Genomic DNA, 13,053 nt, shown 5'->3' on the forward strand with positions numbered 1-13,053 from the left:
GCGCGCACCGTTTTGTCTTGTTTGCGACGTCCGTGACGTGAGACGGAATGGCCGATGTCGGCGGCCGACTGAGTCGATGGCGCTGCCTGCATGTGATGTTCCTTAATCGAGGATGACGTGCATCACAGTGCGGTGTCGGTGTAGCCACCGGGCATGGACGTTCCGATCAGTGGACGTTCATCCGGACTTTCGTGGTCGTGGCGTCGCAATCACGCCTCGCCGACTCCCGACGTCGTCGTCGTCCGGTCGTCATGCGGGAGCCGAAGGGGAACTTCAAGCGTGGGCGGGATCGACGCGCGCAACCCGGTGGCGACGCCGCTGGTGCCCCATGAACGCTGACCCGACCACGGGGACGACGAAAACCGCTACTCTGCGTCGATCTCTGCGGCTACGCCACGCGCGTTCTGCGCCTGGGCCGCTGCGTGACGCCCTGCGCGTCGACCGCTGAATATGCAGTCGGACAACGACAGTCCGCTGACGTAACTATTGGAGCAGATGCCCACGGCATTTCGGCCCGCGGCGTACAACCCGGAGACGACGCCGCCGTTGCGGTGGGCCACCTCGCCCGTGCCCTCATCGACCTTCAACCCACCCAGTGTGAGGCCTGGGACCGGGTAGAACATCGAAGAGGCGGCTGAGATGTTGATGGAGTAGAACGGCCTAGTTTCCATTCGTGGACACAGATCTGGATCCTTATGGGCGGGATCGCCGGTGCCAGCTGCCAGGGAGTCGTTGTAGGTGTCGACCGTGCGTCGTAGACCGACTGGTTCGATCCCGTTCCGCAGTGCCAACTCTTCGATCGAACGAGCCTTCTCGTGGCCGATGGTCAGCAGATAGATCAGTTGCAATCGCTGGAACACTTGAGTTTGAGCAGCGATCTGTTCACGCATCTTCTTCCACGTGTGCGCGTCGTAGATTGCCCACCCCGCACCGCCGAACTCGCGCATCATCACGTTGCTGTGGGTTGCGCCGTAGAGGTCCTCGTTGGCTATACGCCGTCCGTCGGTACCGACGGTGAGCCCTTCGAGTAGGGCGCTCGGGGGAGCCAGGAAACGCCACGCGGCGACGTTGCCCATCTTGGCGGTGGTTCCGCCGGCGGTCAGGCCGAGGGCGATGCCTGCCCCATCGTCACCCGCGGTGCCCAGCGGTGAGATGGCGGTGAAGGCGGGCGCGTGAGCACTCACCCATTCGCGGTTGTAGATGAAGCCACCGGCTGCGAGGATCACGGCTGGCGCATGCGCTCGACGTTCCGATGCGCCGCGCTCCCAGAGTCGTTCGGTTGCCTTCACTATCGGGCTGACCACTTGCGGCATCCAGGTTCCCACCTTGCCGGTGGCCCTGGTCAGTAATCGGTGCGGTCGCGCGTTTCGGTGGTCAGAATCCATCACTCGGTAGCGAACTCCGACGACTCGATCGCCGTCCCGGACGAGATCCACGACCCGGGCCAGCGGGATGAAGTGCACTCCCTTCGCCATCGCCGATGTGCGCAGACGCTCGAAGAGCACTCTGCCAGAACTCATGCCCGGCGCGACGACGCGGTGTCCGCGTGGCTCAGGTCTAGCGTGGTCGACGAAGGGGTGGGCCTTCTCGTTGCCGGAGTAATAGAGGTAGAAGTCGTCGGTGGGGTAGCTGGTCTTATAGGTCGACACTGGGCCGCCTCGAAAGTCGACGTTTTGCGCCTTGAGCCACGTGATGAGGCCGGGACTTTCTTCGCAGAAGCGATCGAGTGTGTCTTGCGACACCGCGTCTCCGACTTCTCGTCTCAGGTATGCCTTCAGGTTGTCGACCGTGTCGCCATGCTCACCGTCGGCTTGCTCTTGGGTGCCGCCGCCTGCGTAGATGATGCCGCCGGATAGCGCGGTGGCGCCGCCGCCGTAGCCGCGGTCCAACACCAGCACCCGGGCGCCGCTGTCTGCGGCCTCGATGGCAGCAGCCGCGCCCGCGGCTCCGAAACCCACGATGATGACGTCGTAATCGGCTATCGAGTGCATTCATTCACCTTCGTGTGCGGGAGTGAGCGGACTAGCGAAGTCGTGAGGCACTGTTGCTAGAGGACCGACTTCATCTGGCGGGCGACGAATCCGGTCGCTCTCATCGCCGAAATCCGAGCAAGCGTGCCGAGCACGCGTGCGTCTGTGCCGACGACCACGCGGAAGCGGTCGTGGACGATGCCGTCGATGATCTTGCGTGCGGCGGCGTCCGGAGTGGTGGCGCGGACTTTCCGACCGCCGGCGTCGATCATCGTCACACCAGAGTTTCCCGTGAGGTTCGTGCTGATGTTGCCTGGAAACAAGGTGACCACTCGGACGTTCGTATCGAGAAGCTCGGCATAGAGACCTTCGCTGAATTGCTTGACCGCGCCCTTGCTAGCGCCGTACATGGTCTGGCTTGCGAACGGGATGAGGGCTGACAGGCTGGACATGTTCGTCAGGTTTGCCGCGGGTCGCTCTCGAAGGAGCGGCAGGAAAGCACGGCACATGTTGACCGTGCCGTGGAAGTTGACGTCCATCACGCGGTCGGCCTCGTCGGTCGTCAACTCGGTGAAAGGTGCGAACCGGTGGATGATTCCAGCGATGTTGACCACGCCGTCGACGTGCCCGTGCAACTGCGGAACGATGTCGGCCAGCGCCGCAACCGCAGCTCGGTCGGCGACGTTCACCACGTGTCGCGACACGGAACCGGTCGTGCCACTGGCGAGTTCTTGCGTCTCGATCAAACCGGTCTCGTCGAGGTCGACCGCGGCTACTCGCGCGCCCCGCTGTGCCAACCCGACGGCGACCAAGCGGCCCATTCCATTGCCCGCGCCGGTGACGACGAAGACCTTCTCGAAGATCTGCAAAACCGCTTGTACTCCATCATGTCGGCAAGGATTCCTGGTGTAGTGCACGTCGGGTGCTTCGTCTCATCGAGCAATTCCTGTGCGTCGAACCCGTGTAGTAGCACCCGTGGCCGATCAGGCGTGCGCGCCCCCGTCGATGCGAATCTCGGTGCCGGTGATGAAGCGACCGTCGTCCGAGGCGAGCATGGCGATCACCGCAGCCACAGCGCTTGGCTCACCGAGGACGCTGCCGTCGGGGCCGGTCAACAGCGGCGTCTGCTTCGCCCACAGGCCGAGGTCGTACCCGTCGGGCATCTTGTCGAGCGTGCTCAAGGCCAGTGCCGTCGAGACACCACCGGGCTGTACGTTGACCGCGCGCAATCCCTGCTTGGCGTATTCCAATGCCAGGCAGTGGGTGAACGCGAGTATTCCGCCCTTGCTGGCAGCGTATGCCGCCATGTACGGATGGGCGAATGACGCTGCAGTGGAGGTGAAGTTGACGACTACGCCGCGGCCGGAGTCGAGTAGCGCCGGCAAGGCCCGTCGAGTCATCAGGAACGTTCCGGTCAGATTCACCGCCAGGGTGGCATTCCAGTCGTCGAGCGTGTGCTCGTGGGTGTGGGCGCAGCGCTGGATCGCCGCGGCGTTGACGAGCACGTCGAGGCCGCCGAGGTCCGCGACGGCTGCGTCGACCGCGATGGCAACATGCTGCTCCGACGACACGTCTAGCACCGCAGTGGTCAACCGTTTTCCGGTGCATGCTTCGTCGGCGGCCGCCGCCGTGGCGGCCAGTCCGTCGGCCGAGACGTCGTAGGCGACCACGCTCGCGTGCTCGTCGAGCAGGCGCGCCACAGTCGCCGCACCGATTCCCGAGCCTGCGCCTGTGACGAGCACGCGCCGATCCGTCAGTCGTTCCACCCTGATCACCTGGTCTCTCAGGCCATCTGGAAGGCGCTCAGCGGGGCGGCCTCGGGGTAGATGGCGGGCTGCCCGATGTCATAAGCGGCGTTGAGTGCACCGATGAACGCCGGGTCGTGCAGGGGTGCAGTCGGAATGTCGAGTGTGATTCCGGTACTGGCGAGGTTGTCGACGAGCATGTCGATGGCCTTGTCGATGGTGAGGTCATCGGTGCCGTCCATGTTCTTCTTCAGCTCGTCATAGTCGGAGAACACTTCAGCAGACCAGTGCACCAGGAAGCGCAAGTCGTCGGTGTGGTGACGGGCGATCACGTCCTCGCCGTTCTTCAGCAACCAACTATCGCGGTCGGCAGGGTCACCCGTGAATACCGTGTCGAAGGCCAGACCGCTCGGAACCTGCTGTTCCATGGGACCGTTCGCTTCGCCGCGGTGCACCATCATTTCGTTCTGGACGACGACGCCGCGGTTGTAGACCGGTGGAAGCAGTCGCTGCGGAGCCTTGAGCGGTCCGTCGGGCCAGTAGGTGAAGCCGCTGCTGGCGTCATGAGAGAACCAGGTGATGACCTGAGCCATCTTGATGAGGTAGTCGGTGAACAACCCAGACTTGCCCATCACGCTGCACAACCAGGTGGGCGCGTTCTCGTGGCGCACGCCGCGGAAGCTGGGGGAGTCGAGGTGTCCAGGATCGCGGTTGGCGCAGGGCCCGTTGATGTTGAACAGCATGAGTTCTGGCTTGGCGTACTCGGCGTGCCAGTAGGACTTCGCCATGTCGAGGAAGCGCGCGTTGTAGAACACGTCGTGCAACTCCGGATACAGAACCGTGCCGTAGTTGGCGAGGTAGCCACGAAACGTGGGCGTCAAGAACAAGTCCAGTGAGGGGGTGAAACCCTCGGGAAAGGACCCGCTCATCGTGGCCATCAGCTCGTCGGCGGAGGCGAAGTGTTGGGCGATGATCAAGTTCCACGGCCCCTTGGTACGCACCACGTCGAGAAGGCGGTCGCGTTCGTCGTCGCTGTACACGCCCTCGATCTCACGGGGCGGGGCTGCCGGACGCAGCACGTCGGACAGCGCGCTGCGGCGTTCATCGGTCAGCATCGAAGGTCTCCTCGTCGTCGTTCTTGGTGGGCCAAGTGTGAACGCGGTAGGTCTCCCGCGGCGGGCCGCCGTCCGGTGATCGGGACACCCGGAATGTCATTGGGTGTCCACGAGCATGGGGTGGCTGAACTTCGCCCGCAGTAGGGCGCCGACCTCGGCGATGGCCAGCCGTCCGCGGGCCGTGGTATCCGCGCGCATGAGAAAACCGTGATACACACCGGGATAGCGCGTGACGGTGGTCTGTACGCCGGAGTCGCGCAGGCGCGCGGCGTAGCGTTCGCCCCAGTCCCGGATCGGATCGCAGTCGGCCGTCACGACGATGGCGGGAGGCAGCCCCGACAGGTCGGCGGCGTACGCGGGCACTCGGTAGGGATCGTGCGGTGCACCGGCGCCGCGGTCGGCGAGTTCGTGCATGTAGTCGATGTCTTCGCGCGTGAGCATCGGAGCGTCGGGCATGGCGACGACAGACCTTGCGCCCATGTCGCGGTCGAGCCCCGGGTACATGAGGACCTGAGCGGCGAGCGCCGGCCCGTGATGATCGCGGGCCGCCAAGGTCACTGCGGCGGCGAGGGTTCCGCCCGCACTGTCGCCGGCGACGGCCAACCGCGAAGGGTCCACACCCATCTCGACACCATGCTCGGCGATCCAGGTGGTGGCGGAGAAGGCGTCGTCGAACTGCGCTGGCGCTGGGTGTTCGGGGGCGAGCCGATACTCCACCGATACCACCGTGGCATCGCTGGCGGCGGCGAGCATCCGGGCCAGCGGTTCGAACGAATGATTCGAACCCAGCACCATGCCGCCGCCGTGGAAGTAGACCACGACGGGCCCTCGGTCGTGTGCCAGCGGACGATAGATGCGAAGGGGAATGACCCCGGCAGGCCCGGGGATGAAACGGTCCTCGATCGAGTCCATCGCCGGTAGCCCCTGGGGCAGTGGAGCAGACTCTAGACTGTCGCGAACTGCCTGAAGACCTCGGTGACGCATCGGGGGGAGGTCGCCGAGGACCGCAACCCGTTGCGCTGCATCCAGGTCGAGCCGATACGGCCCCATACTCAGTGCTGCTCGACGGGATCGAACCGGCGTCCGGTGCGCAAGACCGGTCCGCGTTGCTCGGTGAGGACGTTGCCGCGCTCGGTCATCGCCGAGCCGACGTACTCTGGCTGGGTCAGGAGGTAGAACCGGCCATCTGCGGCCTGGTCGAAGACCACCTCGGCTGCAGCGATGGGATCCATGGCCTCGGCCTTGATGTCGAGCATGGCGGCTCGCTGAGCTTCGGCGGCCGCGACGTCCCCGGCGCTGACGCCCCCAGCCGATTCGAAGATGTTCGACACGACTGCCCCCGGCAGGACGGCCTGCACGTGCACGTGGTGGGCGTGGCCCGCCAACTGCACCTCCAGGGCCAGGCATTCGGTCATCGCCAGCACGGCGTGCTTGCTGACGATGTAGGGCGCCTGCAGTGGCACGACGGCAACGCCACCGATCGAGGACAGGTTCCACACCCAACTCGTTGCGGGGTCGTCCAGCATGCGCGGCAGGAACGCACGCACGCCGTGGAAGACGCCGGTGACGTTGACGTCCATCACCCGGTTCCAGTTCGCGACGGGGGTGTCCCAGAGATATCCGAACTGCTCGACGCCGGCGTTGTTGACCAGCAGGCGCACCGGTCCGACGTCGCGGTAGGTGCGCGCGGCGAGGTCCATGACGGCATCGGCGTCTCGGACGTCACATCGGTGCGCAACGGCCGACCCTCCGGCCGCGGATATTTCGTCACAGAGGCGTGCGGCGGCGTCGGCGTCGACGTCGGCGATGACCACCGTCATGTCCAACTGTGATGCGTAGCGGGCCATCCCCGCGCCGATGCCGGCGGCCGCGCCGGTGATGACGGCGACGCCGCCGCCGAACAGGTCTGACGCAGACATCTTCAGTGCGTCGCGGCCGCGTTACGGCCGGCGCCGTACTCGGCGAACGGGACCGAGTCTTCGGCGTCGAGAATGACCGTGAGCGACGTGAAGGTCAATCCGTCGGCGCCTCGGCGGATGCCGGCATCGACGACACCGCTGGATACGTCGAAGGGCACGTTGTTGGTGATCTGGTTGACGTACAAGTAGAAGCGGACGGTGATGGCGTCACCTTGGATGCCGGTGCGAAAGAGGTTGGTGCAGTGATGACGCAGCGGGTAGGGGTTTTCGTTGCGGTGCTCCGTCAGCCACGCCAGGGTCTCGGCACCGCCGTGAAGTTCGGCGGCCAGCAGGTGTTCGAATGGGCAGTTGCCGGAGTCGGAGCGGCTGAGGTAGGTCATGTCGTCGGCGATCCGGATGGCCAGTTGGGCGAAGTGACCCTGGTCGTAGTGGTACCAGAATTCGGCGATGAACTGCTGGGCCTCGGATAACGTGATCTCGTTGCTCATGCCCGCGAGTCAACTCGACTGCATCACCGGTGACATCGACGGTGCCCGATGAGTGGAACAACTGAACTGACTGCCCGTGCGGGTCATCGATTCAATCAGCCGCCGGTGAGAGTGAAAGTCTCTCGCAGCGTCCGCTTGAGCAGTTTCCCGCTCGGGTTCTTCGGCAAGGACTCGACGAAGAACACGTGTTTGGGGGTCTTGAAGCCGGCCAAGTGCTGCCGACAGTGAGCGAGGACTTCGTCCTCCGTCAAGGTGACGCCGGCGCGCGGGACTACCGCGGCGACCACGGCCTCCACCCAGGTGGGGTGGGTCAACCCGAATACGGCGGCTTCCTCGATGCCGGCGTGCAGGTACAGGACTTCCTCGACTTCTCTGCTCGCGACGTTCTCGCCGCCGGTCTTGATCATGTCCTTCTTCCGGTCCACGACATGAAGGAAACCGAGGTCGTCGTACACGCCCAGATCGCCCGAGTGGAACCAGCCGCCCCGGAACACCTCAGCAGTCTTGGTGGGGTCGTCGAGGTAGCCGAGCATCAGATGCGGACTGCGGTGCGCGATTTCGCCGACGGTGCCGGCAGGCACGGGGACGTCGTCCTCATCGAGGACCGTGGTCTCGACGTTGAGTACCGGACGTCCGGCGGCACCCGCACGAGTGTCCTGGTCATCAGGCCCGAGCGCACAGGCCAGGGGCGCAATCTCGGTCTGTCCGTAGAAATTCCACAGTCGTAGGTGAGGGAGCCTACGACGCAATTCCTGCAAGATCTCGGTGGGCATCGCCGATGCTCCGTAATAGCCCTTCTGCAAGGACGACAGGTCGACCTGATCGAAGACGGGGCTCCGCAGCAGGCTGATCCACACGGTGGGCGGAGCGAAGTAGTTGGTGACCCCGTAACGCTCGATCGCCCTCAGCACCGCCTCGGGATCGGGGCGGGGAAGAATGATGCTGGTGGCTCCGAGGTAGACGTCGGTCGCCAAGAAATTGTCGAGTTGCGCGCAGTGATAGAGAGGCAGCGAGTGAATCTCGACGTCGTCGTGGCTCATCGAGCCGGCAGTGATCGAGCTGACGTACTGCCACATCAGACTCCGACTCGTGTGCATGACCCCCTTGGGCCGAGATTCGGTTCCGCTGGTGTACATCAGCCTTATCAACTGATCGTCGGCGATGGCCGGGTTGGGGGTAGGCGACGTGGTGGTCAATAGTTCGGCGAAGTCAGCCCATCCCTGCGGTGCACTCGAAGCCGACGCGTCGAGGGCTATTCGCGTGGTGACGTATCCGCCCCGTCGCATCGCATCCTCTGCCACGGGGATCAGCCCCGGTCCCACCACCAATCCGGCGGCCCGGCAGTGTTCCAGGATGTAAGCGATCTCCTCGCCGGTGAGCATGAAGTTCAGCGGTACCAGAACCACTGCTGCCCGGGCGGTTGCGAACGCGAGGACGGCATACTGCCAGCAGTTGTGAGCCAGTAGGGCGATCCGCTCGCCGGGGCCGAGACCCAGGTCGTCGAGGGCGGCCGCTGCGCGATCCACCAGCCGATCGAACTCGGCGAAGGTGAGGTGCACGTCCCCGTCGATGATGGCCACCTTGTCGGGGTGGCGGCGGGCGGTGCGGCGCGGGATGTCACCCAAGGTGTGACTGCGGGCAAGGGTCATCGCTTCGTCGGCGTTCACGCGGAGCGCTCGGCCTTCGTCGGGTCGAGGGCCATGTCCCGGCCGATGATCTCCCGCATGATCTCCGAGGTCCCGCCGTATACCCGCGTGACGCGCGCATCGATGGCTGCCCGAGCTATCGGGTATTCCCGCATGTATCCGTAACCGCCGAACAACTGCTGGCAGCCGTCGAGTACGCGGAACTCCATCTCGGTGGCCCAGAGCTTTGCCTTGGCGGCGTCGGCAGCGGTGAGCCGGCCGTGGTTGAGCTGAATGACGCATCGGTCGACGAACGCTTCCGTCACGGCGATCTCCGTGGCGATGTCGGCCAGCGCGAACCGCGTGTTCTGGAGCGCTCCAATGGGTTTGCCGAACGCGACGCGCTGGCGGACGTAGTCCACGGTCCAGTCGAGCGCGGCGCGTGCCCGTCCCAGACTGCCGACGGCGATCTGCATGCGCTCTTGGGGAAGGTTGCGCATCAGGTACTCGAAACCGCCTCCGACTTCGCCGAGGACGTTGGCCTTCGGCACCACGACATCGGTGAACGACAACTCCGACGTGTCCTGACAGTGCAGGCCGAGTTTGTCGAGGTTGCGACCGCGGTCGAAACCGGCCATTCCACGCTCGAGCACCATCAGCGTCAAACCGTGGTGGCGGTCCGGCGAGGTGCGCACCGCGGTGATGAGCAGATCGGCGTTCTGCCCGTTGGTGATGAAGGTCTTGGCGCCGTTGACGACGAAGTGGTCGCCGGCATCGACACCGCTGGTGCGGATGGCGGCGACGTCGGATCCCGCGCCAGGTTCGGTCATGCCGATCGCGGCGATCAATTCTCCCGCGACGAATCCGGTTAGCCAGCGCGCGCGTTGGTCCGTGGTGCCCACCTCCGCGAGATACGGCAGGCAGATGTCGTTGTGCACGGCGAAACTGAGCCCCACGTTGCCGGCGTGTGCGGACATGAAACGCTCGATCATGATCTGGTTGTAGCGGAAGTCCTTCGCTCCGAGTCCACCGAACTCCTCCGGTGCTGCGAAGCCGAGCAGGCCGAGTGAACCTGCGGCCGCGAAGATCTCCCGCGGTGCAAGGCCGGCGTCCTCCCATGCATCGATGTGAGGAGCGACTTCCTTCGCGGCGAAGTCGCCGGCCAAGTCCCCGAAGGCGAGGTGATCGTCGTCGTAGTGGAGGCGTTGCATCGGCCGAAGGTTAGGCGCTTCGTCGTTGCCGGCGGAGTCGCGTCCCGCTGAGTAGACAATGCGATACTCCGGCGGTCTCTGGGCTCCGATACTCGCTGTCATGAGCACCGCACCGTCCTTGGCCGCGTCACGTGCCGACCTCGATCCAGACGAGCTTCGAGCCAATCTGCTTCTGGCAGACCCAGGTGTGCTCGCGGCCGTGCTGGCTCAACTGACGGGGGACGCTTCGAACCTGGAGCGGTTCGGTCCCCGGATCTCACACGTTCCCGATCCTCCCGAGCGCGCCGGCGTCACGGACTCCGAGACCACGGCCGCGTTGGTCGAGGCAGTCCTCGGTGCGCTGTCGGCAGCCTCTCGGCCAGACGGGTTCGTTCCCCACGGCCTGGACCTGTTCACCCGATCGCTACCCGTCGTGCTGGGCAGCGCTGTCGAGGCCGAGCACATACCCCTGTTATGGGAGCAGAGCGGGTTCGCGCCATCACAGCCCACGCTGGACCGGAGCGTTCCGATCCCGAAGACGTTGACGGTGGCGATCATCGGTGCCGGCCTGGCGGGCATCAACGCCGCGTTGGCGGCGGCCGAGGAAGGCGTGACCTATGAGATGTTCGACCGCAATCCCGAGGTCGGCGGGACTTGGCTGACGACTCGATATCCCGGCATCGGCGTCGACACGCCCTCGGCGTACTACTCCCTCTCACGCGAACTGAACCCTGAGTGGAGCAACTACTACCCGCAAGGGCCGGAGTACCAGGCATATCTGGTGACGCTGGCCGACAAGCACCAGCTACGCCGGCACACTCGTTTCAACACCGAAGTGCACGCGCTGTGGTGGGACGAAGACGAGCAGCACTGGCAGATTCATTGGACAACTGCCGACGGGATGCGCGGCGTCAGTCATGCGCGCGTCGTCGTCACCGCTGCGGGTTACCTCAATCGTCCTCGCTGGCCGGATCTACCGGGCCGTGACACCTTCGACGGAGTCAGCGTGCATTCTGCGTTGTGGGACCCCGATCTCGACCTGAACGGGAAGCGCGTCGCCATCATCGGCGCGGGTTGTACGGCTGTCCAGATAGTCGACGCGTGCGTCGATCAGGTCGATCACCTCACCGTTTTCCAGCGGCAGCCGCACTGGGTGGCGCCACGCAAGCGACTCAGCGACGAGGTCCCCGACCACCGCCGCTACCTTGGCCGCCACCTGCCCTTCTACGCCAACTGGCACCGTGTGAAGTCCTATTGGGCAACCGCGGACAACAACTATCCGGTCATCCTGCAGGATCCGGAGTGGTCACGATCGCACCTGTCCATATCTCCGGCCAACGACGTACTGCTCCAAATGTGCGTGCAGTACATCGATGACACGTTCGGCGCGGGCAGCGACTTGGCGAAGAAGGTGACACCGGACTTCGCGCCGTACGGCAAGCGGATCATTCGCGACCCGGGCGGTTACTACGCTGCGCTTGCCCGCGAGCACGTCGAGGTCGAGGCGAGTGAGCCCGCCGCCGTCGATGCGACGGGCATCGTCACCCAGGATGGCCGGCACGTTGATCTCGACGTCATCGTCTACGCCACCGGATATCACCTCGACTTCCTCTCCACGATCGACATACGTGGCCGCGAGGGGCGGACGTTGTCCGAGGAATGGGGTGACAGCCCGCGTGCGTACCGGGGCGGCACGGTGCCGGGGTTCCCGAACCTGTTCATCACCTCGGCTCCCAATTACAGCCCCGGGCACGGCGCCGGCGCGAACTTTTCCATGGAGGTCTTGTCGCACTACATCGTCGAATGTCTGCAGTTGATGGCGTTGCGCGGCGCCAGCACCATGGAGGTCACCCGAACGGCGTACGAGGACTACGTAACCTCGATCGATGAGGCGATGAGTCGCACCGTGTGGTGCCACACCCCCAAGGCGCACACGTATTACCGGTCGGATTCGGGTCGCGTGGTGGTCGCCACACCGTTCCGTCTAGTCGATCTCTGGCACCAGCACCGAGCACCGGTCGAAGCGGACTTCGTGCTCCGATGACCGGGCGGCTCACGGGAAAGACAGCTTTGGTCACCGGCAGCAGCCGCGGCATCGGCCGCGCCGTCGCGCAGCGGCTCGCCGCCGAGGGTGCCACCGTCGTGGTCACCGCCCGTGCGCGCACACCTTCACCATCGGTGCGGGGTGGCGACAGTGCCGCATTGCCGGGCACGATCGGTGAGACGGTGGCGCTCATCGAGGCGTCCGGAGGCACGGCGCTCAGCGTGCCTGCCGACCTCGAAGACCGCGAGCAACGCGAACGCCTCATCCCCGAGGTTCTCGATCGCACGGGCCGGCTGGACATTCTGGTCAACAACGCCGGATTCGCAGATTATTCGACGATCGATCGCATGACCGACGAGACGTTCGGGCGGACGCTGGAGCACTACCTGCGGACGCCGTTCGTCCTGACCCGCGCGGCCATCCCGCACATGAGGACCCTTGGGGCCGGATGGATCGTCAACGTCGGATCGGTTACCGGATTGGCGCCGGTACGGCCTTACCGCGACTACAACAAGTCCTCCGGCGACGTCGTGTACGCCTCGGCCAAGGCCGCGCTGCACCGCTTCACCCAGGGGGTCGCGGCCGAGGTCCTCGACGACAACATTGCCGTGAACTGCGTCGGCCCGTCATCGGCGATACGCACTCCCGGTGCGGCACAGCTGATTCCGGAGACATTCCCCACCGAGCCGGTGGAGTATCTCGCCGAGACAGTGCTGGCGATGTGCCATCTGCCCGCCGCCGAGCGCACCGGCCTGGTGGCCTTCAGCCTGCACTTCCCGTGGTCGCAGCACTTACCGGTGCACACCCTCGACGGGCGAGAGGTCCTGCCGACGCTGCGGCCGCCGGCGACGGCGAACCCCAACATCATCTCGTCGGGAATGTAGCGTCCCGACACTGCACGTCGTGACCTAAGTGGGAGTTGAGAACACCTGGCGAAGCCGTCCGGAAACCGACAGG

General features: G+C 65.1%; 11 protein-coding genes. 2 read left to right on the top strand and 9 right to left on the bottom strand.

Annotation, left to right across the window (positions count from 1 at the left end):
- Positions 1 to 365 precede the first annotated feature (365 nt).
- The 9 genes from AC1MEY_RS01695 to AC1MEY_RS01735 form a co-directional block, all read right to left on the bottom strand.
- A complete protein-coding gene (locus AC1MEY_RS01695) occupies positions 366 to 1,991 on the bottom strand; it encodes an FAD-binding protein (RefSeq protein ID WP_480229024.1) in 1,626 nt (541 codons plus the stop codon).
- Between the two features lie 56 nt (positions 1,992 to 2,047).
- Positions 2,048 to 2,839, bottom strand: coding sequence for an SDR family NAD(P)-dependent oxidoreductase (locus AC1MEY_RS01700; protein WP_480229025.1), 792 nt, complete (start codon positions 2,837 to 2,839; stop codon positions 2,048 to 2,050).
- Positions 2,840 to 2,953: 114 nt separating this feature from the next.
- Complete coding sequence (locus tag AC1MEY_RS01705) at positions 2,954 to 3,736, bottom strand: SDR family NAD(P)-dependent oxidoreductase (protein WP_480229026.1); 783 nt, start codon at positions 3,734 to 3,736, stop codon at positions 2,954 to 2,956.
- 17 nt (positions 3,737 to 3,753) lie between these two features.
- Positions 3,754 to 4,830, bottom strand: coding sequence for a hypothetical protein (locus tag AC1MEY_RS01710; protein ID WP_480229027.1), 1,077 nt, complete (start codon positions 4,828 to 4,830; stop codon positions 3,754 to 3,756).
- Between the two features lie 96 nt (positions 4,831 to 4,926).
- A complete protein-coding gene (locus AC1MEY_RS01715) occupies positions 4,927 to 5,880 on the bottom strand; it encodes an alpha/beta hydrolase (protein WP_480229028.1) in 954 nt (317 codons plus the stop codon).
- A gap of 2 nt (positions 5,881 to 5,882) precedes the next feature.
- A complete protein-coding gene (locus tag AC1MEY_RS01720) occupies positions 5,883 to 6,749 on the bottom strand; it encodes an SDR family oxidoreductase (RefSeq protein WP_480229029.1) in 867 nt (288 codons plus the stop codon).
- A gap of 2 nt (positions 6,750 to 6,751) precedes the next feature.
- Positions 6,752 to 7,237 (bottom strand): nuclear transport factor 2 family protein, encoded by a 486-nt coding sequence (locus AC1MEY_RS01725; protein WP_480229030.1) that lies wholly within the window; start codon positions 7,235 to 7,237, stop codon positions 6,752 to 6,754.
- Between the two features lie 95 nt (positions 7,238 to 7,332).
- Complete coding sequence (locus AC1MEY_RS01730) at positions 7,333 to 8,886, bottom strand: fatty acyl-CoA synthetase (protein WP_480231254.1); 1,554 nt, start codon at positions 8,884 to 8,886, stop codon at positions 7,333 to 7,335.
- A gap of 14 nt (positions 8,887 to 8,900) precedes the next feature.
- Positions 8,901 to 10,073, bottom strand: coding sequence for an acyl-CoA dehydrogenase family protein (locus AC1MEY_RS01735; protein ID WP_480229031.1), 1,173 nt, complete (start codon positions 10,071 to 10,073; stop codon positions 8,901 to 8,903).
- Positions 10,074 to 10,173: 100 nt separating this feature from the next.
- Here AC1MEY_RS01735 and AC1MEY_RS01740 point away from each other — a divergent pair, with 100 nt between their 5' ends.
- Together AC1MEY_RS01740 and AC1MEY_RS01745 are read left to right on the top strand one after the other, a co-directional pair.
- Positions 10,174 to 12,096, top strand: coding sequence for a flavin-containing monooxygenase (locus tag AC1MEY_RS01740; RefSeq protein ID WP_480229032.1), 1,923 nt, complete (start codon positions 10,174 to 10,176; stop codon positions 12,094 to 12,096).
- On the top strand, positions 12,093 to 12,980 hold the full coding sequence (locus tag AC1MEY_RS01745) for an SDR family NAD(P)-dependent oxidoreductase (RefSeq protein ID WP_480229033.1): 888 nt from the start codon (positions 12,093 to 12,095) through the stop codon (positions 12,978 to 12,980). Before AC1MEY_RS01740 ends, AC1MEY_RS01745 begins: the two co-directional genes overlap by 4 nt.
- The last annotated feature ends 73 nt before the right edge of the window (positions 12,981 to 13,053 follow it).

This window comes from Mycobacterium sp. PTI7, assembly GCF_056679845.1.